The organism is Diaphorobacter limosus (assembly GCF_033100095.1).
In the GTDB taxonomy this organism is placed as follows: Bacteria; Pseudomonadota; Gammaproteobacteria; order Burkholderiales; family Burkholderiaceae_C; genus Alicycliphilus; species Alicycliphilus limosus.
This window is the reverse complement of record NZ_CP136921.1, coordinates 1567977-1594517: the sequence shown is the minus strand read 5'-3', so window position 1 is coordinate 1594517 and position 26541 is coordinate 1567977. Positions and strand designations below refer to the sequence as shown.

General features: G+C 66.7%; 19 protein-coding genes. 10 read left to right on the top strand and 9 right to left on the bottom strand.

All coding sequences use genetic code 11. The features are described 5' to 3' along the window. Positions 1 to 160: 160 nt before the first annotated feature. The 4 genes from P4826_RS07680 (at position 161) to ccmI (ending at position 6303) form a co-directional block, all read left to right on the top strand. Entirely contained in the window at positions 161 to 1918 is a 1758-nt protein-coding gene (locus P4826_RS07680) for a multiheme c-type cytochrome (protein WP_317703261.1), read from the top strand. A 140-nt stretch (positions 1919 to 2058) separates the two neighbouring features. Next, on the top strand, positions 2059 to 2961 hold the full coding sequence (gene haoB / locus P4826_RS07675; RefSeq protein ID WP_317703260.1) for a hydroxylamine oxidation protein HaoB: 903 nt from the start codon (positions 2059 to 2061) through the stop codon (positions 2959 to 2961). Beyond that, a complete protein-coding gene (locus P4826_RS07670; protein ID WP_317703259.1) occupies positions 2958 to 4985 on the top strand; it encodes a heme lyase CcmF/NrfE family subunit in 2028 nt (675 codons plus the stop codon). Before haoB ends, P4826_RS07670 begins: the two co-directional genes overlap by 4 nt. 16 nt (positions 4986 to 5001) lie before the next feature. Further along, the gene (ccmI, locus tag P4826_RS07665) at positions 5002 to 6303 is read left to right on the top strand and encodes a c-type cytochrome biogenesis protein CcmI (protein WP_317703258.1); all 1302 of its coding nucleotides are present in this window, start codon (positions 5002 to 5004) and stop codon (positions 6301 to 6303) included. Here the strand turns inward: ccmI and pdxR are convergent. Then, the gene (gene pdxR, locus P4826_RS07660; RefSeq protein WP_317703257.1) at positions 6257 to 7765 is read right to left on the bottom strand and encodes a MocR-like pyridoxine biosynthesis transcription factor PdxR; all 1509 of its coding nucleotides are present in this window, start codon (positions 7763 to 7765) and stop codon (positions 6257 to 6259) included. The two genes, ccmI and pdxR, sit on opposite strands and share 47 nt — an antisense overlap. Before the next feature lie 320 nt (positions 7766 to 8085). Between pdxR and P4826_RS07655 the strand changes: the two genes are divergently transcribed. Both P4826_RS07655 and P4826_RS07650 read left to right on the top strand, forming a co-directional pair. Beyond that, positions 8086 to 9969: a DEAD/DEAH box helicase gene (locus P4826_RS07655; RefSeq protein ID WP_317703256.1), complete on the top strand. Its 1884-nt coding sequence runs from the start codon at positions 8086 to 8088 to the stop codon at positions 9967 to 9969. A 120-nt stretch (positions 9970 to 10089) separates the two neighbouring features. After that, entirely contained in the window at positions 10090 to 11547 is a 1458-nt protein-coding gene (locus P4826_RS07650) for a sensor domain-containing diguanylate cyclase (RefSeq protein ID WP_317703255.1), read from the top strand. A gap of 7 nt (positions 11548 to 11554) precedes the next feature. On the opposite strand, the gene P4826_RS07645 is transcribed toward P4826_RS07650, so the two are convergent. From P4826_RS07645 to P4826_RS07635, 3 genes are all read right to left on the bottom strand, one after another. Next, complete coding sequence (locus tag P4826_RS07645; protein ID WP_317703254.1) at positions 11555 to 12787, bottom strand: multidrug effflux MFS transporter; 1233 nt, start codon at positions 12785 to 12787, stop codon at positions 11555 to 11557. A gap of 163 nt (positions 12788 to 12950) precedes the next feature. Next, positions 12951 to 13436, bottom strand: a complete 486-nt coding sequence (locus P4826_RS07640) for a copper chaperone PCu(A)C (RefSeq protein ID WP_317703253.1) — start codon at positions 13434 to 13436, stop codon at positions 12951 to 12953. A gap of 43 nt (positions 13437 to 13479) precedes the next feature. Beyond that, on the bottom strand, positions 13480 to 13917 hold the full coding sequence (locus P4826_RS07635) for a hypothetical protein (protein ID WP_317703252.1): 438 nt from the start codon (positions 13915 to 13917) through the stop codon (positions 13480 to 13482). Positions 13918 to 14234: 317 nt separating this feature from the next. Here P4826_RS07635 and P4826_RS07630 point away from each other — a divergent pair, with 317 nt between their 5' ends. From P4826_RS07630 to P4826_RS07615, 4 genes are all read left to right on the top strand, one after another. After that, on the top strand, positions 14235 to 16187 hold the full coding sequence (locus P4826_RS07630) for a TonB-dependent receptor plug domain-containing protein (protein ID WP_317703251.1): 1953 nt from the start codon (positions 14235 to 14237) through the stop codon (positions 16185 to 16187). A 59-nt stretch (positions 16188 to 16246) separates the two neighbouring features. Then, positions 16247 to 20323 carry a cobaltochelatase subunit CobN gene (gene cobN / locus P4826_RS07625; protein ID WP_317703250.1) on the top strand — a complete coding sequence of 1359 codons (4077 nt, stop codon included), beginning with the start codon at positions 16247 to 16249 and terminating at the stop codon, positions 20321 to 20323. A 153-nt stretch (positions 20324 to 20476) separates the two neighbouring features. After that, positions 20477 to 21013 (top strand): MotA/TolQ/ExbB proton channel family protein, encoded by a 537-nt coding sequence (locus P4826_RS07620; RefSeq protein WP_317703249.1) that lies wholly within the window; start codon positions 20477 to 20479, stop codon positions 21011 to 21013. Next, positions 21010 to 21339 (top strand): DUF2149 domain-containing protein, encoded by a 330-nt coding sequence (locus P4826_RS07615; RefSeq protein WP_317703248.1) that lies wholly within the window; start codon positions 21010 to 21012, stop codon positions 21337 to 21339. The genes P4826_RS07620 and P4826_RS07615 overlap by 4 nt, the downstream gene beginning before the upstream one ends. A 227-nt stretch (positions 21340 to 21566) precedes the next feature. Here P4826_RS07615 and P4826_RS07610 read toward each other — a convergent pair whose 3' ends face one another. The 5 genes from P4826_RS07610 to P4826_RS07590 all read right to left on the bottom strand — a co-directional run bounded on the left by P4826_RS07610 (position 21567) and on the right by P4826_RS07590 (position 26537). After that, positions 21567 to 22277 carry an ABC transporter ATP-binding protein gene (locus tag P4826_RS07610; RefSeq protein WP_425605259.1) on the bottom strand — a complete coding sequence of 237 codons (711 nt, stop codon included), beginning with the start codon at positions 22275 to 22277 and terminating at the stop codon, positions 21567 to 21569. After that, positions 22277 to 23056, bottom strand: coding sequence for a high-affinity branched-chain amino acid ABC transporter ATP-binding protein LivG (gene livG / locus P4826_RS07605; protein WP_317703246.1), 780 nt, complete (start codon positions 23054 to 23056; stop codon positions 22277 to 22279). Before livG ends, P4826_RS07610 begins: the two co-directional genes overlap by 1 nt. Further along, positions 23056 to 24315 carry a high-affinity branched-chain amino acid ABC transporter permease LivM gene (locus P4826_RS07600; protein ID WP_317703245.1) on the bottom strand — a complete coding sequence of 420 codons (1260 nt, stop codon included), beginning with the start codon at positions 24313 to 24315 and terminating at the stop codon, positions 23056 to 23058. Before P4826_RS07600 ends, livG begins: the two co-directional genes overlap by 1 nt. Further along, positions 24315 to 25241, bottom strand: a complete 927-nt coding sequence (gene livH, locus P4826_RS07595; protein ID WP_317703244.1) for a high-affinity branched-chain amino acid ABC transporter permease LivH — start codon at positions 25239 to 25241, stop codon at positions 24315 to 24317. The genes P4826_RS07600 and livH overlap by 1 nt, the downstream gene beginning before the upstream one ends. Before the next feature lie 177 nt (positions 25242 to 25418). Beyond that, positions 25419 to 26537 (bottom strand): branched-chain amino acid ABC transporter substrate-binding protein, encoded by a 1119-nt coding sequence (locus P4826_RS07590; protein WP_317703243.1) that lies wholly within the window; start codon positions 26535 to 26537, stop codon positions 25419 to 25421. Positions 26538 to 26541 lie beyond the last annotated feature (4 nt).

The following is a 26541-nucleotide window of genomic DNA, read 5'->3' as shown; positions in this document are numbered from 1 at the left end:
GCGCAAAGCTGCGCTCATCCACATGGAATGGCGGGTTGAGACGGCGGTAACCCTTGCGGTGCCGCATGCGTCCAATCTTCAGGATCCAGCGCAGCTTGGCTGTATGGCGGACTGGAGGTTGCAGATGCTGACACGATGGCTGTCTCTTCTCATTGCAGCAGTGGCCCTGCTCGCTGCGCACCTGCCGGCGCAGGCGCGTATCTGGGACTCGGTGCCCGACGAGCAGCTGCAGGCCCTGCAGCTGAGCCGCGAGGCCTCGCCCAAGGAATTGTTCGAGGCCCTGTCCAAGCGCTACAAGGCCGAGCTGAACAAGGGCAAGCTGGCCAGGTACTGGGAGCCTATTCCCATGGACATGTACCTTGCGCCCAGCCTGTTCTACAAGCCACCAGACGTGAACATCGACGTCACGCGCGAGCAGTGCGTGAGCTGCCACACCAGTGTCACCCATGGCTGGGTCAAGTCCTGGGAAAAGAGCGTGCACGCCAACCTCGACGCCATCCGCCAGCTGCCGGCATCCGACGTGCGTGCCTACAAGAAGGACATCATTGCCGAGGTTGAGGACAACCTGCGCGGCCAGGGGCTGCTGGCCAAGACCGAGCCGCTGAAGGAGGTGCAGTGCACCGACTGCCACATGGGCATAGGCGCCAAGGGCGGCAACCACGTGAAGGACTTGCGCATGCCCGACCGGGCCGTGTGCGGCTCTTGCCATGTGCGCCAGTTTGCCGAGGCCGAGTCCGAGCGTGACACCCTGGTGTGGCCGCAGAAGCAATGGGATCAGGGCCACCCGTCACATACCGTGGATTACCGCGCCAACGTGGAGACCGCCACCTGGGCCGTGCTGATGAACGAGGGCAAGGGCCCGGTGGCCGCCAGCTGCACCATGTGCCATACCAACCAGACCAAGTGCGACAACTGCCACACGCGCCACGAGTTTTCCACCGTCGAGTCACGCAAGCCCGAGGCCTGCGCCACCTGCCACAACGGCGTGGATCACAACGAGTTCGAGCAGTACATGTACTCCAAGCATGGCACGGCCTATCAGACGCTGGGTAACCAATGGGACTGGAACATCCGCCTGGCCGACCAGCTGGGCCACAAGAACGGCGCCACGGCGCCCACCTGCCAGACCTGCCACTTTGAGTACAAGGGCCAGTACTCGCACAACGTGGTGCGCAAGGTGCGCTGGGGCTTTCTGCCGTTCAAGAGCATTGCCGACAACCTGGAGCACCCCTGGTTCAAGGAGCGCAAGGACGCCTGGGCGGCGACCTGTTCCCAATGCCATGCGCCGCGCTTTGCCCAGACCTATCTGACCATGATGGACGATGGCATCAAGCTTGGCACCGGCCTGGTCGAGCAGTCGCGCAAGGTGATGCAGAAGCTCTACGACGACAAACTGCTGGTCGGGCAGAAGACCAACCGCACGCCTTTGCGGGCCCCGGAGAAGGACGAACCCGGAGGCTTCTCGTCACTGTTTTTTGCCACCAATAACCAGACCACCGTGGCCGATCGCACCTTTGCTGAGATGTGGGAGCAGCATGTGGCGCGCTACATGAAAGGCCTGGAGCATGTGAACCCCGGTGGCTGGACCTACTCGCACGGCTGGAGCGACCTGATCAAGGACCAGACCATCATCAACGAGCAAGACACCGTGCTGCGCGAGAACGCCAGGATGGAGCAGCGCCTGCGCAAGCTGGAGAGCGGCCGCGCCAAGACCTCGTTCCTGAACCGCTCCCCGGACGATGGCCCCCAGTCCGTCCTGGCCGCCGTGACTGACGACCCGCTCACCTCCAGCCTGGCCTTGTCGCTGCTCGGCGGCACCCTGGTCGTCGGCGGTGCCTCCACCGTGCGCCGCCGCCGTCGGCTCCCAGGGCGGCAGGCAAGCGATGCGACCACCCTGCCCGAACGGGAGACACGGTGATGCTGGCCGCACATGCCCATGACCAGGCCACGTTCCCGGCGCATCATCGACAAGCCGATTGGAAGCGCAGATTTGCTTTGTTTTCGATAGCTGTTGGCGCTTTACTGATAAGCGTTGCAGGGTTTTTTGCTTGGAAGCATGTGAGCAGTCCGGCAAGCTACCACTACGAGCTCGGGGCCGTCGTTCCCGCGGGCGAGCTGGACGCTTGGGCCAGCCTGGCCGAGCGGCAGGTGGTGGTGCGTCGTGCCAGCATCATTGCGGCAGACCAGCAGCCTCTGGCTGAGCTGGAGTTGGCCGAAGTATCTTCCGGCCCCGTGCTGCTGAAGTGGAAGTCCCGGGTTGATGATCCTTTTCTCACCGTGGGTACGTCGGCACAGGATGTGAGTGCGCTGGCACAGGTGCTGCAGCGCCACATGCCCAAGGACGGCCTGGTGCTTGGCTGGTGGGACACCTCGCGCCAGCTGCAGTTGCTCGGCGGCACGCCGGTGCGTTTTGGCAAACATCTGGGCCTGCCCCTCTTTGTGCCGCAGCGCTGGAGGTCGCAGAGCGCGGACATAGAGTCGATAGAGCGTGCGTTCTGGAAGGCCGGCAACGCAGGAGAAGAGCGTGTGCAGTTCCAGCGCTTTGCCAATGCGCTGCTCTCGGACGAGGCCAGTGGCATGGCCGAGTTGCAGGCCATCGCCGGCGGCAAGCCGGCCGTGCTGGTGCTGCATGTGCGCGATGCCATCCTGCTCGGCCAGATGGATTCGCGCCGCCTGGGCGTGGCCTTTACCGACCTCGGCGCCTTGAGCGACGTGCATGGCATGGTGCGGCGCGTCCACGACTGGCTGGATCACAACCGCTACCCGGCCTACGCCATGCTGCAGGACAAGGACAGCCCGGTGCGCGCCGTGGCGCTGACCGACGCGGCCTCGGGCAAGACCCTGGCCGCCCGGCTGCTGCCCTTCATGGGCAACGACCAGCAGGATGTGGCCGGTGCCACGCTGGTGTACCGCGTGGGCGGCTTCGTGGTCTACGAGCTGGCGCCGCAGGCCCGCCCATGAGCGCCGAGCTGGGCCAGTTTGCCCTGGTGCTGGCCTTGGTGCTGGCGCTGGCCCAGGGCGTGTTGCCGCTCGTCGGCGCGGCGCGTGGCAATGGCGACTGGATGGCCTTTGCCCGCCCTGCGGCGCGCGGGCAATGCCTGTTCGTGGCGATGGCCTTCGCCTGCCTGACCCATGCCTTCGTGAGCAATGATTTTTCCGTGCTGTATGTGGTGCAGCATTCCAACTCGGCCCTGCCCCTGCCTTACCGTATTGCCGGCGTATGGGGCGGGCATGAGGGCTCCATCCTGCTGTGGGCCCTGATTCTGGGCGGCTGGAGCGTGGCGGTGTCGTTCTTCTCGCGCCACCTGGACGAGCCTGCGCGTGCCCGCATCCTGGGCGTGATGGGGCTGATCAGCGTGGGCTTTCTGGCCTTCATCCTGTTCACCTCCAACCCCTTCAGCCGCCTGCTGCCGGCCGCGCCCGACGGCCAGGACCTGAATCCGCAGCTGCAGGATCCCGGCCTGATCTTTCACCCGCCGCTGCTCTACATGGGTTACGTGGGCACGGTGGTGGCGTTTGCCTTTGCCATCTCTGCCCTGCTGGCGGGACGGCTGGACGCCGCCTGGGCGCGCTGGTCGCGGCCCTGGGCCACGGTGTCGTGGTGCTTTCTCACGCTGGGCATAGCGCTGGGCAGCGCCTGGGCCTACTACGAGCTGGGCTGGGGTGGCTGGTGGTTCTGGGATCCGGTGGAAAACGCCTCGCTCATGCCCTGGCTGGTCAGCACGGCCCTGCTGCACTCGCTGGCGGTGACCGAAAAGCGCGGCGGCTTTCGCATGTGGACGGCGCTGCTGGCCATCATCGCCTTTGCCTTGTCGCTGCTGGGCACCTTCCTGGTGCGCTCGGGCGTGCTGACCTCGGTGCATGCCTTTGCCACCGATCCATCGCGAGGCATCTACATCCTGGGCTTTCTGATCATCGTCATCGGCGGCTCACTGATCCTGTTTGCCTGGCGTGCGCCGCTGGTCGGCGGCGGCAGCCGCTTCGACCTGCTGTCGCGCGAAGCCATGCTGCTGGCGAACAACCTGCTGCTGCTCGTGGCCTGCGCGGCCGTGCTGCTGGGCACGCTGTACCCCTTGCTGCTCGGTGCGCTGGGTCTGGGCAAGCTGTCGGTGGGGCCGCCGTATTTCGACAGCGTCCTCGTGCCGCTGATGGCACCGGCGCTGTTCCTCATGGGCGTGGGGCCACTCGCGCGCTGGGGCGGCGACCAGGTGCCGGATTTGGCACGCCTGCTGCGCTGGGCGCTGGCGGTGAGCCTTGCCTCGGCCCTGCTGGCGCCCTGGCTCATGGGCGGTTGGTCGGCACTGGTGGGACTTGGCCTGTTCTTTGCATTCTGGATTTTTGCCACCACCGTACTGAGCCTGATACGGCAGTTGCGCCCGGTGGGCCGTGACTCGCTCTGGCAGCGCCTGCGCAAACAGCCGCGCAGCTACTACGGCATGCTGCTGGCGCACTGCGGCCTGGCGGTGTTCATCGTCGGCGTCACCCTGGTCAAGGGCTATGAGCAGGAAAGGGACGTGACCATGGAGCCTGGCCTGTCTACCACCCTGGCGGGCTACGAATTCCGCTTTGATGGTGTGCGGCGCCAGCAGGGCCCCAACTACCTCGCCGACGTGGCCACACTGCAGGTGCTGCGGGGCGACAGGGTCGTGGCCACGCTGCAACCCGAGCGGCGCCTGTATACCGCCGGCCGCAATCCATCGCCCATGACCGAGGCCGCCATCCACAGCGGGCTGGCGCGCGACCTGTATGCGGCGCTGGGAGAGTCCCTGGGCGGCAATCGCTGGGTGGTGCGCGTGTACTACAAGCCCTTCATCGCCTGGATCTGGTGGGGCTGTGGGTTCATGGCCCTGGGGGGCTTTTGGGCCGTGCTCGATCGCCGCTACCGGCCACGCGCGCTGGCTGCCGCGCAACCGGCGCCACCTGGCGCCGTGGTGCGCGCAGAGCGCGGCCGGGGCAGCGTGGCATTGAAAGAGGCGCGGCGATGAGATGGAGGTGGCACACATGACCGGGTTTGTTCTGCTGGCGGCAGCCATGCTGGCACTGGCCCTGGCCTTTGTGGTCTTGCCCCTGCTGCGCACGCGTGCTGCGGGCACCGGCGCGGGCGCGAACCTGACCGTGTTGGCCGATGCCATGCGCGAGCTCGATGAGGATCTGGCGGCCGGCCGCATCGACGCGCTGGAGCATGGTCGCAGCGGCGATGCCCTGCGCCGCCAGGCACTGGCGGCCGATGCCATGCGCCAGCAGCAGCAAGAGCGCAGCCGCGGCGCCAACCGGGGTGCCGCGCTGGGCTTGGGCATCGCCTTGCCTTTGATGGCGGTTGCACTGTACCTAGTGGTGGGCCAGCCCGGCGCACTCATGCTGGCGGGGCAGAGTCCTCCAGTCCATGAACGGCAAATGGACGCAGCGGTACAGGCGCTGGCCCAGCGCCTGGAAAGCACTGGTGGCGATGCCGATGGCTGGATGCTGCTGGCGCGTTCCCAGCTGTCCGCAGGGCGTGCCGCCGAGGCCGTGCGGGCCTACGCCAAGGCCAGCGAGCTGCGGCCTGACGACGCCAACCTGCTGGTTGAATACGCCAATGCCGTGGCCATGACCCAGCAGCGCGATTTGAGCGGCCAGCCCCAGAATCTGCTGGCGCGTGCCCTGCGCATCGAGGCCGAGAACCTGAATGCCCTGGCGCTGGCCGGGGCTGCGGCCCTGCAGGCCGGCGACCGGGACGGCGCCCTCCAGCACTGGAGCCGGCTGGAGCAGCTGGTGGCGGCCGACCCCCAAGACCTTGAGCGCGTGCGCGTGCTGCTGGCGCGCGCCAGGGGCGAGGCTCCACCGCCCCCGGCAGCCCTGCCGGCCGGCCATCCCGACACTGCACCTGTCATGGCGCGCGTGGCGGACCAGGCGCCCGCCAGCAAGGCGGGCACCAGCGGCACGGTGACGGTGGCCAGCGAGCTTGCGGCCAGGGTGGCCCCCACCGACACCCTGTTCATCTTTGCCCGCGCGCCCGGCGGTCCGCCCATGCCGGTCGCCGCCATGCGCACCCGCGCCGGGGGCTGGCCCGTGGCCTTCCAGCTCGATGACAGCAGTGCCATGGGGCAGGGCAGGGCGCTGTCCAGCTTTTCCCAGGTGGATATCGTGGCCCGCATCTCGCGCCTGGGCAGCCCGGTGGCCCAGGCGGGCGACATAGAGGGCCGTTTGGAGCGCGTGGCGCTGGGCAGCAGCAACCTCAGGCTGGTGCTCGACAAGGTGGTGGGCCGCTCGGCTGAGCTCAAGAATGGGGGAAAACCTGCCTCAGCCTCAACAGCGCATCGCTGATTTGTGGCTCGTCGAGCGAGGCATAGCCCAGCAGCACGATGCGTCGCCAGGGGTGATCCGCTGCCACGTTCAGCAATTGACCATTGCCGCGCTCGACACCATAGATGCCCACCCCCTGGGCGTGGGCCGCGCGTTCCAGCTCATGAATCGGTGCGGCATTTGGCGGCACCCTGGCAACCAGGTGCATGCCGCTGCCCGCGCCCTGCACCTGCCAGTCTGGCAGCCATTGCCCCAGGGCCGTGCGCAGGTGGTCGCGCCGATCCGCGTACAGGCGCCGCAGGCGGCGCACATGATGTTCATAGCCACCCTCGGCCATGAAGGCTGCCAGCGCCGCCTGCTCCAGCCAGGACTGGCTGTTGTTCAGCATGGCCTTGGCGTTCACTGCTGCCTGGCACAGACTGTGCGGCAGCACCATGTAGCCAATGCGCAGGCCCGCGCCAAGGGTCTTGGAGAAAGTGCCCAGGTACACCACCTGGTCATGGTGATCCAGGCTTTTCAGAGCCAGCAGCGGCGCACGGTCGTAGAAAAAGTCGCTGTCGTAGTCGTCTTCCAGCACATAGGCACCGCAGTTGCGCGCCCAGGCCAGCAGGGCCTCGCGTCGCTCCAGCGGCAGCGTGCCGCCAAGCGGATACTGGTGCGAGGGCGTGACATAGGCCAGCGCCGCCTTGCGCGGCAGTGCATCCGTGCGCATGCCCTGGTCGTCCACCGGCACGCCCGCCAGCACCCCGCCATGCGCCGCAAACACGCGGCTGGCTCCCATGTAGCAGGGGTTTTCCACGGCCACCTCCACGCCTGGGGCGATCAGCAGTTGAGCCAGCAGGCTCAGGCCCTCCTGGATGCCGTTGGTGATGAGCACGCGGCCGGCGTCGGTGGCAATGCCGCGCGTGGCGCCAATATGGCTGGCGATGGCCTCGCGCAGCGCCAGCATGCCCTGCGGGTCGCCGTATTCGCACAGCTGGTGTGGCTGGCTGTGCAGCGCCCGTGCAAGCAGCATGCCCCAGCTGCGCAGCGGAAACAGCCTGGCGTCCGGTCTGCCAACCCAGAAGTCCAGCCCCACCTGGCCCGCATGCGGGCGCGCGACATGGTGTGGCTGCCAGTGTTGCGGCGGGCGCAGGCGCGGTTGCGGCCGGTGCATGCCGGTGTCTTGCCGCGCCGCTGACGTGAAAGGAGGGGTGGCCTGGCCCGTCACTACGGGCGGCGCTACCCGATCGACGATGATGCGCTGTGCGACAAAGGTGCCCACGGGCTCGCGCGATTCCAGGCAGCCCTCGGCAATCAGGCGCTGGAAGGCGCCAATCACGGTATTGCGCGACACGCCCAGGTCGCTCGCCAGCTCGCGCGTGGCAGGCATGCGCGTACCGGGCGCCAGGCGGCCGTCATGAATCAGGCAGCGGATCTGCTGCGTGATCTGCTGTTGCAGGCTTTCGCTGCCGTGGGCGACGATGTTCAGCGGTAGCTGCATGGCGTCCTCCTGCAAGGTGCACAAGTGCATCGACTTGATGCATGTTAGCTTTGACCTGCAAAACCATCGCTTGCGGGAAAACCCGGGTCATGCCATAATTCACCGCTTGCACCGCTACTAGCGCGGTGCAATTTTTTTGTGCATCTCCCTTCACACACCGGGCACTGCACGCCAGCGTGACAGCCACGCGGCGCCTTGCAACCAATGCCCACCCGGGTCGTCCGCTGCGGCCCTTGGTTTCGTTTGATGGTTGATGTTTTGTAACCATCGAGCGAAGCCTGCCCAGGTAGCGCCTGCGGCCGTCTTCGTGTGAGCAAATCATGACTGAGCAAGTTCTGTTGCAGGGCGAGTGCGCGCCTGCCGAATCCGTTATTTCCGCGACCAATGCAGCGCCCGAGGCAGCCCTGCCCAATGGCTTTGTCCAGCTGGGCCTGGCGCCCGAGCTGGTGCAGGCCGTGGCCGACCTGGGCTACACCCAGCCCACGGCCGTGCAGGACAAGGCCATTCCCCTGGCCATGGGCGCCGGCGCCGAGGACGGCCGCTTCATCGACCTGATGGTCTCCAGCCAGACCGGCAGCGGCAAGACCGCGGCCTTCCTGCTGCCCGTGCTGCACACGCTGCTGCGCCAGCAGGCCGAGGCCGAGGCCGCGCAGCGTGCCGAGTATGAGCGCGCCGCTCTTGAGGCCGCGGCACGTGGCGAGGCGGCCCCCAAGCGCCCCAAGCGCAAGAACCCCATGCAGGCGCGCAACTTCAAGGCCGCCGTGCCCGGCGCCCTGGTGCTGTGCCCCACGCGCGAGCTGGCGCAGCAGGTGGCGCATGACGCCATCGACCTGGTCAAGCATTGCAAGGGCCTGCGCATCGCCAACGTGGTGGGCGGCATGCCCTACCAGATGCAGATCGCCAAGCTGCAGAACGCCAACCTGGTGGTGGCCACGCCCGGCCGCCTGCTGGATCTGCAGCGCTCGCAGCAGATCAAGCTGGACCAAGTGCAGTTCCTGGTTGTGGACGAGGCCGATCGCATGCTGGATCTGGGTTTCTCCGACGACCTGGCCGAGATCAATGAGCTGACGGCCCAACGCAAGCAGACCATGATGTTCAGCGCCACCTTTGCGCCGCGCATCCAGCAGCTGGCCATGCGCGTGATGCACGATGGCGGCGCCAGCGTGAAGAAGATCCAGATCGACTCGCCGCAGGAGAAGCATTCCAACATCCAGCAGAAGCTGTTCTGGGCCGACAACGCCCAGCACAAGAGGAAGCTCCTGGACCACTGGCTGCGCGACGCTTCCATCGACCAGGCCATCGTGTTTGCCAGCACCCAGGTGGAGTGCGACGGCCTGGCGAATGACCTGCAGCAGGATGGCTTCAGCGCCGTGGCGCTGCATGGCGCTCTGAGCCAGGGCCTGCGCAACCGCCGCCTGATGGCGCTGCGCAATGGCCAGGTGCAGATCCTGGTGGCCACCGACGTGGCCGCACGCGGCATCGACGTGCCCACCATCACCCATGTCTTCAATTTCGGTTTGCCGATGAAGGCCGAGGACTACACGCACCGCATCGGCCGCACCGGCCGCGCCGGCCGCGACGGCCTGGCCGTGACCTTTGCCGAGTTCCGCGACCGCCGCAAGATCTTTGACATCGAGGGCTACAGCCGCCAGCAGTTCAAGGCCGAGGTGGTGGAAGGCCTGGAGCCCACACAGCGCTTCCCCCAGGGTGGCCGCCCCGACTTTGCCGGCCGTGGTGGCCGCGAGGGCGGCGGCCGTGGGCGCGACCAGCGCTTTGGCGGCGCCGGCCGTGGCCATGGCGACCGTGGCGGTTTTGGTGATCGCGGCGGCTTTGGCGAGCGCGGCCCGCGCGGCGGCTTTGGCGGCGATCGTGGCGGCTTTGGTGCTCGCCGTGACGGCGACGGCTATGGCCGCAAGGGCGGGTTTGGTGAAACGTCCCGTTTTGGTGAAACGTCCCGTTTTGGTGAAACGTCTCGTTTTGGCGACGCCCCCCGTTTCAATGACGGCCCGCGCCATGCCCATGCCCCCCATGGCCACCACCATGGCCGTGGCGACGGCGGTGCGCCGCGCGGTGACTTTGGCCGCAAGAGCGACTTTGCCAAGCCGGGCTTTGGCAAGGGCGGCTTTGCCAAGCCCCATGGCGGCACCGGCAAGTCCTTCACGCCGCACGAGGCGCGCAAGCGCCCGGCCCGCAACGATCGTTGATCAGGCGGACGGCCCGCCCGCCCGCAGCGTGAGACAAGCCAGCCCCGGCAACGCGGCTGGCTTTTTTGCATCAAGACCGGCCGGCCGCTGCCGATAATTCCTGGATATCTGGAGTTGTGCATGCTGCCTGTCCCGTCAACCGATTTCGAGCATATGTTCGAGCTCGCCCCTGTCTCGCTCTGGCTGGAGGACTACAGCGCCGTGCGCCGGCTGTTCGAGCAGTGGCGCGCCGCAGGCGTGGTGGACGTGGTGCCGCATCTGCGTCGGCACCCCGAGTGCGTGCGCGCCTATGGCGCCAGCATCCGGCTGCTGCGCGTGAACCGGCGCACGCTGGAGCTGTTTGCCGCGCCCGACCAGGCGACGCTGGAGGCTTCGCTGGATCAGGTGTTTCGCGGCGACATGTTCGAGAGCGCCATTGCCGAGATCGCGCAGCTGTGGGACGGGGTGCCCGAGTATGCCAACCAGACGGTGAACTATGCGCTCGACGGGCGGCGCCTGGACGTGCGCATCCGCGGGCGCATCCTGCCCGGCTACGAGGGCTGCTGGAGCCGGGTGCTGGTGTCGCTGGAGGACGTGACCGAGCGCGTGCAGGCACGGCTGCGCCTGGAGCGCAGCGAGAAATACGCGCGCGGCCTGTTCGAGCATTCGCCCGTGTCGCTATGGGTGGAGGATTTCAGCGCCGTCAAGCCCCTGCTCGATGAGGTGCGTGCCCAGGGCATCAGCGACCTGAAGACCTTTCTGAAGGTGCATCCAGAGTTCGTCTCGCGCTGCATGCGCGAGATCCGTGTGCTGGATGTGAACCAGCTCACGCTGAGCATGTTTGGCGCCCCCGACAAGCAGACCCTGCTGGCCGGCCTGGACAAGGTGTTCCGTGGCGAGATGCATGATTCGTTCAGCGAGCAGCTGCTTGATCTGTGGGAGGGCAAGCTGTTCCAGCAGCGCGAGGCGGTCAACTACAGCCTGATCGGCGAGCCGGTGCATCTGCACATGCAGTTTGCCGTGCTGCAGGAGCACCGCCACGACTGGGGCATGGTGCTGCTGTCCATGGTGGACATCTCGGCGCGCAAGAAGGCCGAGGCCTATCTGGAATACCTGGGCAAGCATGATGTGCTCACCGGCCTGCGCAACCGCGCCTACTACGTGGAGGAGCTCAACCGGCTCACGCGCAAGGGGCCCTGGCCGGTGGCGGTGATCGCCATCGATCTCAATGGCCTGAAGGCCATCAACGACGAGCATGGCCATGCCGCTGGCGACGCCATGCTGCGTCGCGCAGGCGAGGTGCTGGCCAAGGCCGTCGATGCCTCGGCATGCACGGCGCGCATAGGCGGGGACGAGTTCTGCGTACTGCTGCCCATGACCGACGAGCGCGGCGCGCAGGCACTGATGGAGCGCATCATCAGCCTGCAGGAGCTGAACAACCAGTTCTACCCGGGCCAGGCCCTGAGCCTGTCCATGGGCGTGGCCGTGGCCATGTCAGGCGATCAGATCGAGGCCGCCGCGCACCAGGCCGACCAGGCCATGTACGCCGAGAAGGCTCGCTACTACGCGGCCATGGGGCTCGACCGTCGCCACGCCTGAAGCTGTTTCAGGAATGCGTGGCGGTGCGCCCGATCTCGGGCCAGCGATGGTGCAGGTAGATCCAGGACACCAGGCCCACGCACATCATCAGCAGCGAGGCCGTGGCCAGTAGCGCCGTGGAGTGCATCACCAGCGGCGCTACCACACCTGCGACCAGCCCGTTGGCCGTGGAGCCGACAAAGGCCTGCAGCGAGGACGCCATGCCGCGGCGTGCCGGAAACAGATCCAGCACCAGCAGCGTGACCACCGGCACCATCAGCGCCCAGCCAAACGAGAAGATGCCGATGGGCCACATCGCCCACGCAGCATGGGCCGTGAACAGCAGGTTGGCGCCCAGGTTCAAGAGCCCCATGGCCAGCATGATCACGAAGCCGTGGCGGATCTGGCGCTTGGGCGGTATGCGGCCCGCCAGCCGCCCGCTCATCCAGGCGCCGCCCATGATGCCGGAGATGGTGCACAGAAAGAACCAGAAGAACTGCTGTGGCGCCAGCCCCAGCAGGTCGCCCAGAAAGGCCGGAGCCGACAGCACGTACAAAAACATGCCATTGAAGGGAACGCCGCTGGCCAGTGCCAACAGCATGAAGCGCGGGCTGGAAATCAGCTCCCAATAGCCGCGCAACAGGTGCCCCAGATGGATGGACTGGCGACCCTCGGGCGGCAGCGACTCGGGTAGCAGCCGCCAGTTGGCCAGCCACAGAAACACGCCCACCCCGGTCAGAAACCAGAACACGCTGTGCCAGCCCAGGTGCACCGACAGCCAGCCGCCGACGATGGGGGCGATCGCCGGCGCCACACCGAAGAAGATGGTCACCTGGCTCATCACCTGCTGCGCCTGGGCCGGCGGGAACAGGTCGCGAATCACCGCGCGCGAAACTACGATGCCGGCACCCGCCGACAGCCCCTGCAGCGCGCGGAACGCCACCAGCTGCCCCGTGGTCTGCGCCAGCGCGCAGCCGGCCGAGGCCAGCGTGAACAGCGCCAGCCCCCACAGCACCACGGGCCGGCGGCCAAGGCTGTCAGACAGCGCGCCATGGAATAGCGCCATGAAGGCAAAGGCAAACAGATAGGCCGACAGCGTTTGCTGCATCTGCACCGGCGTGGCGCCAAGCGCCTGGCTGATGGCCGGAAAGGCCGGCAGATAGGTGTCTATGGAGAACGGCCCCACCATGCCCAGCAATGCCAGCAGGATGGCCAGGGCCCAGCGCGGGCCGCGCCAGAGATGTTGGGCGTCAGGGGGCATGGTGGTGGCAGAGGAGGGCGTGCGCAGCGGGCCGCACGCAAAAGCGCTTGATTATGGGTCAAGCCTCTGCCGGCAGGCGTCCGGCCTGTGTCTTTGATGCTATATATTTTATAGCTTTAGGCGCTTATTGGTAAAACGCTACAGCCATAAAAGTATCAATATATCAGTGCCCGCTGTGCTTGCCATGCCCCATGGCGGGTGCCGCCGTGGCGCCCAGGGCGCGCACGGGGGCCTGCAGCTCCTGGGTCTGGCGCTGGCCGTCCTTGCCCTCGAAGACCAGGGTCAGAGGCACGCTGGCGCCCTGGGCCACGGGCTGCTTCAGGTCCAGCAGCATGATGTGGTAGCCGCCGGGCTTGAGCTCCACGGCCTGGCCGGCCGGCAGATCCAGAGCCGGCACGGCGCGCATCTTCATCACGTTGTCCACCATCTTCATCTCGTGCACCTCGGTAATGCCGGCCACGGGGCTGCTGGCGGCGACTAGGCGCATGTCCTGGGCAGCGGTCAGGCGCATGAAGGCGCCGGTGGCCTTTTGCTGCGGCACGGTGGCGCGCACCCAGGCGTCCTGCACGCTGACCTGGGCATGGGCGAAGCCGGTCAGCAGCAGGGCGGCGGCGAGGGTGATACGGGTGGCAATGGGTTGGAAGTTCATAAAAAGTCTCTTGATTGGATCGGTGGAGGGCGAGCGCGACGGGTCATCCCGGCCCATGCGCGCATCGGGGCGGGGCGCAGATGGCCCCGCCGCACTCAGAAAGATTGCAAGGCGATGGCGCGGGCGCCGGCGGGGCGCGTGGCGGAAAGGCGGCGCGGCTGAGTGCCGGCACATGGCCGATGCGCACGCGTAGTGCCTGGGCCATGAAGGGCTGGCCCTGGGGCTGGGGAAGGGTGGCCGCTTGCGCGCCGGGCAGCATGGGCGGCAGGCACAGCGCGCAGCTGAACTGGTGGCCCTCATAGGGCAGGGTGCCGACCTGGTTGCCGCCGGCCGCCACCCAGCGTTCATCGCCCGATGCAGTGCACACGCGTTCCATGGGCCGGGCCTGCACCAGCGGCGCGGCCATGGCCACCGCGAGCGACAGCGCAAAGCAGGCCAGCAGCAGGCGGGCCAGGCGGGGAGCGTTGCGCAAGAGAGGCATGGTGATGCGCATTATCTGCGCCCAGGCGGGCTGCAGCGCGCCTGGGCGTTATTGACAAAGATCATTCGGTCGCATTTTCTTTAAATATTGATGCGAATGCGAACGACTTGCGTTTACACTTCCGCCCAGTTTCGCGCTGCCACCGCCTGTGGGTGCCGTGTTCGCCACTCCAGGAGGCAAGTCCCGGGGGCAAAACACTCTGCTGACCGGTCTGGTGCTTGGCGTCGATATCGGGTTTTTTCAACTTTCCGCCCAGCCCCACGCGCACCCTTGCGGCGCCAGCGTCCAGCCACTGCGGTTCTTACTTCTGGACGTTCATGCGTATCCCATTTGCCGTACCCTGCCGCCGCCATCCGCTGGCCCTGGCCGCCCTGCTGCTGGCGACCGGCGCCGCCCAGGCGCAGACCGAGACCCTGGCCCTGGCGCCCGCCCAGGGCCTGCCCGCCGTCACCGTCACCGCCACCATGACCGAGCAGGACGCGCGCACCGCGCCGGCCAGCGTCACCGTCATCAGCGCCGAAGAGCTGGCCGAGAAGAACGCCACCGACCTGCTGGACGCCGTGCGCGGCGCGCCCGGCATCACCCTGCAGGCGCGCCAGGTGGGCGGGCGCAAGACGCTGGCGCTGCGCGGCCTGGAGGGCAAGCACACGCTGACGCTGATCGACGGCCGGCGCATCAGCGCCAGCGACGACGTGATCGGCCACTCCGACTACCAGTACGGCTGGCTGCCAATCTCGGCCATCGAGCGCATCGAGATCATCCGCGGCCCGATGTCGGCGCTGTATGGCTCCGAGGCGCTGGGCGGGGTGATCAACGTCATCAGCAAGAAGCCCAAGGATCACTGGAGCGGCTCCATCGGTGTCTCCGGCGGCACCGGCCTCAAGAGCGACGCGGCCAGCCAGTTCGGCAGTTCGGTCTACGCCGCGGGCCCGCTGGGCCAGCGTGCGCGCCTGTCGGTCAACGCCGAGTACGCGCGCAGTAACCCCACGCCAGACATTGATGACCTGCGCTACAGCGAGGTCGAAGGCCGCAGGCCGCGCAACCTGGGCGTGAACGCCGAGTTCGACCTGACGGCCAGCCAGCGCCTGCAGGCCGGCATCAGCGACGGCCAGGAACGGCGCCTGTACGACGACGTGAACACCGCCGGCCGCGCCTATGTCAACCGCTACGACCTGGATCGGCGCCAGACCCATGTCGGCTGGACGGGCGACTTTGGTGACCTGAAGGCCCAGCTGCGCGCCTACCGCAGCGAGATGAGCGTCATCAACAGCCGCAGCAACGGCGTGGCGCCGACGCGCCCGCAGGACATGCAGGACGATGTCGTTGACGGCCATGTCACGCTGCGCCGCGGCAGCCACAACATCGCCCTGGGCGGCGAATGGCGCAATGAGGAGCTGGTCAACGCCGGCCTGAAGGGCGGCCGTGACGACGTGACGCACAAGGCGCTGTTCGTGCAGGACGAGTTCTCGCTGGGCGCGAATCTGATGGCCACCCTGGGCCTGCGCGCCGACCACCATGGCCTGTTTGGCTCCGAGCTGAGCCCGCGCGCCTACCTGGTCTGGGAGGCCAGCCCGCAGCTCGTCGTCAAGGGTGGCTGGGGCCACGCCTTCAAGGCGCCGACGCTCAAGCAGATCTCGCCCAACTACGTCGGGGCCGAGGGGCCGCACAGCTTCCTGGGCAACGCCAACGTCAAGCCCGAGACGTCCAACTCGCTGGAGATCGGTGCCGACTGGCAGGCCAGCAGCGCGCTGTCGCTGCGCGCCACGGCCTTCCACACCGAGGTCAAGGACCTGATCACCTACAAGCTGCTGCAGCAGATCGGCATACGCCGCGTCTACCAGTACGACAACATCGACGCCGCGCGCATCCAGGGGCTGGAGGCGGGCTTCACCCTGCAGCTCTCCAGGCAGCTGTCCTGGGGCAGCGATGCCACCTTGCTGCACACGCGCGACAAGGCCACGGGCAAGCGCCTGAACGACCGGCCCACGACCAGCGTGGCCTCGCACCTGACCTGGAAGCGCGGCGGCTGGGACGCCCGCATGGGCCTGCAATACACCGGCAGCCAGGAGAACTACGGCAACAAGCTGCCGGCCTACACCCTGTTCAACGTCAGCGCGGGCTACGCCATGAAGCTCAATGCCACGCAAAACCTTCATCTTCGCGCCGGCCTGGAGAACCTGGGCAATGTGCGCCTGGCCGAGAAGTCGCCCAACTTCGGCTACGCCGAGCTGGGCCGCCGGGTCTTTGTTTCGGCACGTCTGGATTTCTGATTTGTTAGCTATAAAAATAGTAGCTGCTGGCGCTCATAAATAGGGCGCAGGAGGCCAATTTGTTTCAAAACCAAAAGCTGCGCTGGCTGCTGTGCACCGCGTTGCTGCTGCTGGGCGGCGCGGCGCGCGCCGCGTCGGTGCTGTTCGTCGCCACCGGCAACGTGCCGCAGGGCAAGTTCCACCAGCTGCAGGAGATTGCACGGCCGCACGGCATCGACGTCGAGGTGCGCTACATCAACAGCCTGCCGGCCGATGTGGACGCCGGCCTGTGGGCCGGACGCGACGCGGTGTTCTTCGACAGCTATCTGCAAGACGAGGTGCGTGCGCGCCTGACGCGCGCGCTGCCGGCCCTGAAGGCACCCAACGCCTGGCTGTACGACCAGCAGCCGGCCTGGGGCGGGGGCCTGCCCGAGGCAGTGGCGCGGCGCCTGATTGCCTACTACGGCAGCGGCGGGCGGCAGAATTACGAGGGTTTCTTCGCCACACTGGCTGCGCAGCTCAAGGGCGGCAACGCCCTGACGGCGGCGCCCGACCCGGTGGTCTTCCCCAAGACCGGCATCTACCACCCGCGCCTGCCCGGCACCGTCATGGCCGACCCCGTGGCCTTTCTGCGTGGCCAGGGTGTGGAAATGAAGGCCGCGCAGCGCAAGCCGGTGGTGGCCATTTCGCTGCACCAGCAATACATAGGCTCGATGCAGACCGCCTACATCGACGACATGGTGGCGCGCATCGAGGCCGGCGGCGCCGTGGCGCTGCCGTTCTACACGCCCATGATGGGCGATGGCGGGTTTGCCAAGGTGCTGCAGCCCGGCGGCCCCGGCACGCCCGTGCTGGCCGACGTGCTGATCAACACGCAGATCATGCTGAACGCCGACGAGCGCCGCGAAGAATTCGAGCGCTTAGGGTTCCCGGTCATCCAGGCCATGACGCACCGCCGTGGCGACGAAGCGGATTGGGCCGCCAGCCGGCAGGGCGTGGCGGCGATGGACGTGCCGTTCTACCTGGCGCAGGCCGAATACGCCGGCGTGACCGACATCCAGGTCGCGTCCGCCGTGCGCAAGGGCGACGAGCAGATCATGCCGATAGCCGCGCAGGCCGCCGCCGTGGCCGCCAAGGCACTCAACCTGGTCAAGCTGCAGCGCACGCCCAATGCCGACAAGAACGTCGCCGTGATGTTCTGGAACTACCCCGCCGGCGAGAAGAACCTGAGCGCGTCGTTTTTGAACGTGCCGCGCAGCCTGCAAAACACCCTGAGCGCCATGGCACGCGCCGGCTACCAGACCGAGTCGCCCGACGAGGCCATGCTCATCACGCTGCTGCAGCGCCTGCTGGCGCCCAGCTACCGCCCGGGGCTGCTGGAGCCGCTGTTGCGCGACGGCCTGGCTGAGTTGCTGCCGGTGAAGGACTACCGCGCCTGGCTGGCCAGCCTGCCCCAGGCCACGCAGGACGAGCTGCGCCGCGCTTGGGGTGATCCCGAAAAATCCCCCTGGGTGCTGCGCCAGAACGGCCAGGCCTACTTCATCATCCCGCGCCTGCAGCTGGGCAAGGTGACACTGCTGCCCCAGCCTGGCCGCAGCGGAGCGGCCCCCGGCAGCACTGACGCGCGCGCCAAAGAGAAGGAGATCTACCACTCCACCGTTGACCTGCCGCCGCACCACTACCTGGCCACCTATCTGTGGACGCGTCAGAAGAACGACGCGCTGGTGCACTTTGGCACGCACGGCACGCAGGAATGGCTGCCGGGCAAGGAGCGCGGCCTGTCGGTGCATGACGCGCCGCTGCTGGCGCTGGGCGACATCCCCGTGGCCTACCCCTACATTGCAGACAACATCGGCGAGGCCACGCAGGCCAAGCGCCGTGGGCGCGCCACCATCGTCAGCCACCAGACGCCGCCCTTTGCCCCCGGGGGGCTGCACGACGCGCTGACGCAAATGCACGACCTGCTGCACCAGTGGCAGGCGCAGGACGAAGGCGCGGTGCGAGATCGCATGGCCGCCGACCTGCTGGCCGCCGCGCGCAAGGAGCGCGTGATTGCCGACATGGGCTGGACCGAGGCGCGGGTGAAAACTGACTTTGCCGGCTTTGTTCATGAACTGCACAACCACCTGCACGAGCTGGCGCAGACCGCCCAGCCCCAGGGCCTGCACCGCCTGGGCCAGGCGCCAGAGGAGCTGCACCGCCTGGGCACGGTGCTGCTCACGCTGGGCAAAAATTTCTGGGAAGCCGCCGCGCTGCATGCCGGCGTGAGCGCGGCCGACCTGGATGAGGCCCTGGTTGGCCCCTGGGACAAGCTGGCGCAGACCGTGCCGTACCAGCTCTTGCAAAAGCATGTGGTGGCCGGTGAACCCATGACCGGCCTGCCCGCCGACCTGCAGCAAGCCCTGGCGCAGGCCCAAACGGCCTACGACAACCTGGGTGCGCAGGGCGAGTTGAAGGGCCTGCTCGATGTGCTGGCCGGCCGCTACCTGCCCACCTCCTACGGCGGCGACCCGATCAAGAACCCCGATGCCTACCCCACCGGCCGCAACCTCTACGGCTTCGACCCCTCGCGCGTGCCCACGAAGCAGGCCTGGGAGGCCGGCAAGCTGGCGGCCGACAACCTGCTGGCCGAGCACCGGAAGCTGCACGGCAAGCAGCCGTCCAAGCTGACCTTCACGCTCTGGTCGGTCGAGACCATGCGCCACTTCGGCATGCTCGAGGCCCAGGCGCTGTGGCTCTTGGGTGTGGAGCCGGTGTGGGACAAGGGCGGGCGCGTCACCGGCGTGAAACTGGTGCCGCGCGAGCAGCTCGGCCGCCCGCGCGTGGACGTGGTGCTGTCGGCCACCGGCCTGTACCGCGACCATTTCCCCAATGTGATGAAACAGCTTGCACAGGCCGTGTTGCTTGCGTCTCGTGCTACAGAGATAGATAACCCGGTGGCGCAGAACGCCCAGCGCATCGCGCAAAAGCTCATCGCCCAGGGGGCCGACGCCAAGGCGGCCGAGATGGCCGGCGCCACGCGCATTTTTGCCTCTGAGAGCGGGCGCTACGGCACCGGCCTGGACGAGGCCACGCAGGCCACTGACACCTGGAAGGGCAAGAAAGAGGGCGACCGCAAGATGGCCGAGCTGTATCTGTCGAAGATGCAGTTCGCCTACGGCCCGGACGAGAAGGAATGGGGCCAGGCCGGTGTGGCGGGCGTAGGTGACGGCAAAGGTGGCAAGGGCGGCAAGGGCGTGAACCTGTACGCCGAGCACCTGAGCGGCACCGAGGGCGCGGTGCTCTCGCGCAGCTCCAACCTCTACGGCATGCTGACCACCGACGACCCCTTCCAGTACCTGGGCGGCATCGCCATGGCCGTGCGTCACCTGGACGGCAAGGCGCCCGAACTGTACATCAGCAACCTGCGCGGCAGCGGCTCGGGCAAGGTCGAGGGCGCGGCGCAGTTCCTGGCCAAGGAGCTGGCCACGCGCCAGTTCCACCCCGGCTACATCCAGGGCCTGATGAAGGAGGGCTACGCCGGCGCGCTGCAGGTGCTGGACGCGACCAACAATTTTTGGGGCTGGACGGCCACCGCACGCGAGATCGTGCGCGACGACCAGTGGCAGGAGATGGTCGACGTCTATGTGCGCGACAAGCACAAGCTGGGCCTGAAGAAATGGTTCGAGTCCAAGAACCCGCACGCGCTGGCGCAGACCATGGAGCGCATGCTCGAAGCCGCGCGCCAGGGCTACTGGAAGGCCGACGCCGCCACGGTGAAGGAGCTGAGGGAGCGCTGGCGCGACCTGTCCGAGCGCTACGACGTGCAGAGCGACAACGCGCGCTTCTCCGAGTTTGTCGCCGAGGGCGCGGCCCAGGCCGGCTTTGGCCTGCAGGCCACGGCCGCAGCCGCTGCGCCGGCCCGGGCTGCAGCGCAGCCCCAGGAGCAGGCCGAGGCCCAGCCCGAAGCCGCGCCGCCAGAGCCACCGCCGCCGCCCATGGTCACCGGCATGCGCATGCAAAAGGTCCAGCCCAAGGAGCTGCCGCCCTTCAACCCCGCCACGCTGCTGTTCGCCGTTGCGCTGGCTGGCGTGAGTTGTGCCGGTGCCTGGCAACAGCGCCGCCGCTCTGGCCCCTTCCCCCTCTGGGGGAAGGTGGGGATGGGGGCTGCCGGCTAGCGCATCTCCCTTTCACTTATCAGCGCCGCTGGCCCCCACCCCAACCCTCCCCCAGAGGGGGAGGGAGTAAGGCTACGCACCACGCACTATCTACGACTCACCACTTTCCATTTACCACTTACCACTTACCACTTACCACTTACCCCCCCCACCATGACCGCAAATCCCATCGAATTGGCGATGTACTCCGCCAGCCAGCTGTTTCTGACGCCGGTGCTCATCCTCATCGGCCTGTTGTTCGTGCACGCCTTCTACGCCCTGGGCGCCTTCATCTGGCAGGCCTGGCAGCGCCACAACGGCCAGGCCGGCGGCTTTGAGCTAGCGGCAGCGCTCTCGCGCAACCCCCAAATGACGCTGACCGAGCTCGAAGCCCTGGCCACCAAGCGCATGGAGTTCGCGCGCATTGCCACGCGCATCGCCCCCATGCTGGGCCTGGTGGCCACCATGATCCCCATGGGCCCGGCGCTGATGGCGCTGTCCGACGGCCAGATGGCCGACGTGTCGCGCAACCTCACGGTGGCGTTTTCGGCGGTGATCCTGGCGCTCATGGCGGCATCGATCAGCTACACCGTGGTCAACGTGCGCCGGCGCTGGTACGCCGTGGATCTGGCGGCGATAGAGCATGACGCGCCCCAGCCCCAACGCGACCATGATCCGGTGGCCGTCATGGCCCTGGAGGGTGCGCGATGAGCCGCCTGCGCCTGATGGAAGACCTGGAGGCCGACGACCCCATCCTCTCGGTCGTCAACCTGATCGACGTGTTCCTGGTCGTCATCGCCGCGCTGCTGCTGGCCGTGGCCAACAGCTCGGTCAACCCGTTCAGCACCGAGTCGGTGACCATCATCAAGAACCCGGGCAAGGACAACATGGAAATCATCGTCAAGGACGGCCAGAAGGTCGCCCACTACAAGGCCAGCGGCGAGATCGGCGAAGGCCAGGGCGCCAAGGCCGGCGTGGCCTATCGGCTCAAGGACGGGTCGATGGTTTATGTGCCGGAGGCGGGGGAGGCACACTGACGGACGGTGACCTCGCCCCGGTGGCGGATGCGAGCCTCTGTTCAGCAGTCTGTCCCACGAGACAGGTTCTGAGCACTTGGAGAGATTTTCCGGGGCGGCGTTGAGGATGCTCCAAGTGCCGAAGTTACTGTTATTTTTATAGCATCAAGCGCTTATCTGGTAAGCGCTTTGGCCTAGAAATAAATAAAGCGGCCAAAGGCCGCTTTGGGGGCGCTTGTGGTGAGTCCTCAGTGCCCCAGATACGCCTTGCGCACTTCCGGGTTGATCAGAAGATTGGCGCCCGTGTCTTCCAGCACCAGGCGGCCCGTCTCCAGCACATAGCCGCGGTCGGCAATCGACAGCGCCCGGTTGGCGTTCTGCTCCACCAGGAATACCGTCACGCCCTGGGCGCGGATGGCCTGGATGATCTCGAAGATCTGCGCAATGATCAGCGGCGCCAGGCCCAGCGTGGGCTCGTCGAGCAACAGCAGGCGTGGCTTGCTCATCAACGCGCGGCCAATGGCCAGCATCTGCTGCTCGCCGCCGCTCATGGTGCCGGCGCGCTGGTTGGCGCGGTCCTTCAGGCGCGGAAACAGCTTGAAGGCGTATTCCATGCCCTCGGCGATCGCGTCCTTGGACTGGAAGAAGCCGCCCATCTGCAGGTTTTCGACCACGGTGAGCGCCGGGAAGATGCGTCGCCCCTCGGGCGAGATGGCGATGCCCTTGCGCATGATCAGATGCGAGGGGGCGTTGGTGATGTCCTCTCCCTCGTACAGCACCTGGCCGCTGCTGGCGCGCGGGTTGCCGCACAGCGTCATCAGCAGCGAGGTCTTGCCCGCGCCGTTGGAGCCGATGAGGGAGACGATCTCGCCCTGGTTGACGTGCAGGCTCACGTTGTTCACGGCGCAGATGGCGCCGTAGTGGGTGCTGATGCCCTTCAGTTCCAGCATGGCTTGCATCATTCTTCTCCCAGGTAGGCCTTGATCACGCGTTCATCCTTCTGGATGGCCTCTGGCGTGCCCAACGCAATCGGGCGGCCATATTCCATCACCAGGATGCGCTCGGACACGCCCATCACCAGGCTCATGTCGTGCTCGATGAGCAGCACGGCCACGCCGTATTCCTGGCGCAGCTTTTCGATCAGGCTCTGCAAGTCCTTCTTTTCCTGCGGGTTCAGGCCGGCGGCCGGCTCGTCGAGCATCAGTACACGCGGCTGGGTCACCATGCAGCGGGCGATTTCCAGACGCCGCTGGTGGCCGTAGGCCAGGTTGCCGGCTTCGCGGTTGGCAAATTCGCGCAGGCCCATGTAGTCCAGCCAGAACAGTGCGTTCTGCAAGGCCCTTTCTTCGCTTTCGCGATAGCCGCGGGTCTTGAACAGGCCGGTGAGCAGGTTGGTGGACAGATGGCGGTGCTGGGCCACCAGCAGGTTTTCCAGCGCCGTCATGTGCTTGAACAGGCGCACGTTCTGAAAGGTGCGCACCAGGCCGTGCAGCGCCACGCTGTGGCTGCCCTGGCCGGCGATGTCCCGTCCCTGCAGGCGGATGGCGCCCGTGGTCGGGCGGTAAAAGCCGCTGATGCAGTTGAACACCGTGGTCTTGCCCGCGCCGTTGGGGCCGATGATGGCGAAGATCTCGCGTTCCTTGACGTCGAAGGCGATGCCATCGACGGCCAGCAGACCGCCAAAGCGCATGCTCAGGCCTTCGATCTGCAAGAAACTATTTTTGTCGCTACCGGCCATCACTTCACCTCCACGTGGTGGCGTTGCATGGGCAGCAGGCCTTGCGGGCGCCACACCATCATCAGAATCATCACCAGGCCGAAGATCAGCATGCGGTACTCGGCAAACTCGCGCGCCAGCTCGGGCAGTGCGGTCAGCAAGATGGCAGCCAGGATCACGCCCAGCTGCGAGCCCATGCCGCCCAGCACGACGATGGCCAGAATCAGCGCCGATTCGATGAAGGTGAACGACTCGGGGTTCACGATGCCCTGGCGCGCGGCAAAGAAGGCGCCGCCAAAGCCCGCGAACATGGCGCCCAGCGTGAACGCCGAGAGCTTGATCTTCATCGGGTTCAGGCCCAGGGATCGGCAGGCGATCTCGTCCTCGCGCAGCGCCTCCCAGGCGCGGCCAATGGGCATGCGGATCAGGCGGTTGGAGATCCACAGCGTGACTACGGCCAGCGTGAGTGCCATCAGGTACAGGAAGATCACCATGTGCATGGAGTTGAATTCCAGCCCGAAAAACTGGTGGAAGGTGGTGGCGCCCTCTACCGAGGGGCTGCGCGCCAGTTCCAGACCGAACACCGTGGGCTTGGGAATGCTGGAGATGCCGTCCGGCCCGCCGGTGAAGTCCGTCAGGTTGACCAGCAGCAGGCGGATGATTTCGCCAAAGCCCAGGGTCACGATGGCCAGGTAGTCACCGCGCAGGCGCAGTACCGGAAAGCCGAGCACAAAGCCGAACAGCGCCGACGCGGCACCGGCCAGCGGCAGCGCCTCCCAGAAGCTCCAGCCGGCCCAGTGGAACAGCAGGGCGTAGGTGTAGGCGCCCACGGCGTAAAAGCCGACAAAGCCCAAATCCAGCAGGCCGGCAAAGCCCACCACCACGTTCAGGCCCAGGCCCAGCATCACGTAGATCATGACCAGGGTGGCAATGTCCACGGCATTGCGGCCGCCAAAGAAGGGCCAGATGACCGCCAGCAGCAGTGCCGCCGCGATCCACACGCCACGCTGGCGCGCCGGAATGGCTGGAAGTTTGGGCCAGGGCAGGCGCACCCCGCTGCCGGCCAGCATGGGGCGCAGCATCTGGACGATGAACACCAGCAAACAGGCCCAGGCCACGTTGCTCCAGTGCTGCGTGATGATGGTGCGCACACCCGCGCGTTCCAGGTGCAGGCCGAAAATCGGCGTAACCACTACGGCGGTGAGCACCGTCGCGGTAAGGGCGTGGCCCAGGTTCTGGCGCCAGCTCGGGCGGGCGGAGGAGGTGATAGCGGCGCTCATCAGACTTTCTCCACTTCAGGTTTGCCGAGCAGGCCCGTGGGGCGGAACAGCAGGATCAGCACCAGCAGGCCAAAGGCCACGATGTCCTTGTATTCCGAAGAAATATAGGCGGCGGCAAAAGTCTCGGCGATGCCCAGCAGCACTCCGCCCAGCATGGCGCCGGGAATTGAGCCGATGCCGCCCAGCACGGCCGCGGTGAAGGCCTTCACGCCGACGATGAAGCCGATGAACGGGTTGAGCTTGCCCACTGCCAACGCGATCAGCACGCCGCCGACGGCGGCCAGCACCGCGCCCAGGATGAAGGTGAAGGAGATCACGCGGTTCACGTCAATGCCCAGCAGGCCCGCCATGTGCATGTCCTGCGAACAGGCGCGTGATGCCCGGCCCATGCGCGAATGCCTGATGTAGAGCGTGAGGGCGATCATCAGCACCACGGTGACGGCGATGATCAGCACGCGGGCATAGGGCACGAAGATCTCGAAGCCGCCTTCGTCGCCAAAGCGCAGCGCACCGGGCAGCAGGGCGGGCACGGCCATGTCGCGCGCGCCCTGGCCCAGGGCCACCCAGTTTTGCAGGAAGATGGACATGCCAATGGCCGAGATCAGGGCCACCAGGCGCGGGCCATTGCGCAGTGGCTTGTACGCGATCTGCTCTACGACGAAGCCGTAGGTGCCCGTGACCAGCACGGCCACCAACAACATCAGGGCAATCAGCACGGCCACCGGCAGGCCACTTTGTGTGCCCACGGCGGCCAGGGTGACCAGGCCGGCGTAGGCGCCGATCATATAAATCTCGCCGTGCGCGAAGTTGATCATGCCGATGATGCCGTACACCATGGTGTAGCCAATGGCAATCAAGGCGTAGATCGCTCCGAGCGACAGGCCGTTGAAGAGCTGCTGTATCAGCTGCGGCAGGAATTCAGACATCCTGGGCCTCTCGATAAAGAGATGGGAACAAAAAAGACTGCCGCGCAGGGGCTGTGAAAAGCCCCCGCGCTCAGAACGAGCACGGGAGATTTTTTCACAGACTCAGGAGAAAACGGCAAAAACCCCGATCGCCTGGCTCCTGGAGGGAAGGGCGTCGGGGTGTCAGCGACTAAGGACTTACTTGGCGACGGACTTGCTGCCGTCCTTGTGCCATTCGAAGATCTGGAAGTCGAAGGACTTCAGGTCGCCGCTCTTGTTCCAGCTGATGGGGCCCAGGGGCGTCTCAAAGGTGGCCTTGTGCATGTGATCGGCCACCTTGGCGGGGTTGTCGCCCACGGCCTTGATGCTGTCGATGATGACTTGCGCAGCGGCGTACGCCGTCATCTGGAAGGCGCCACCGGCGTCGCGCTTCTTGTCCTTGAAGGCCTTGACGATGGCGGCGTTCTTCGGGTTGGTGGAGAAGTCGGCGGGCAGCGTCAGCAACATGCCTTCGACGGCCGGACCGGCGATGGCGTTGACCTCGGGGTTGCCCACGCCCTCGGGGCCCATCAGCTTGACCTTCAGGCCCTGCTCGCCTGCCTGGCGCAGCAGCAGACCCATTTCGGGGTGGTAGCCGCCGTAGTAGACGAAGTCCACGCCAGCGCTCTTGAGCTTGGTGATGACGGCGGAGTAGTCGCTGTCGCCGGCGTTGATGCCCTCGAACAGCGCTACGTTCACGCCGGCCTTCTTCAGGTCGTCGCGCACCGAGGCGGCAATGCCCTGGCCGTAGGACTGCTTGTCGTGCAGGATGGCGACCTTCTTGGGCTTGATCTTCTCGGCGATGAACTTGGCGGCGGCGGGGCCTTGCTGGTCGTCACGGCCGATGGTACGGAAGATGAAGTGGAAGTTCTTGCCCTCGGTCAGAGCGGGCGAGGTGGCGGACGGAGTCACGACGACCACGCCTTCGTTGTTGTAGATGGGCGCTGCGGCAATGGCTGCGCCCGAGCACACGGGGCCGACCACGTAGTGGATCTTGTCGTTGATCACGCGGTTGGCGGCAACGGGGCCCTGCTTGGGTTCGCAGGCATCGTCCACGGTGACGAGTTCGATCTTCTTGCCGTTGATGCCGCCGGCGGCGTTGGCCTGCTCCACGGCGGTGTTCACGCCTTCCTTGATCATGTCACCGTACTGGGTGACCGGGCCGGTGGCCGGGATCACCATGGCGATCTTGACCTGCGCATGCGCGGTGGACAACAAAGCGGCGCTGGCCAGGCCCAGTGCGGCGACGACGGAATGCATGCGAAACGGAATGCTCATAAAA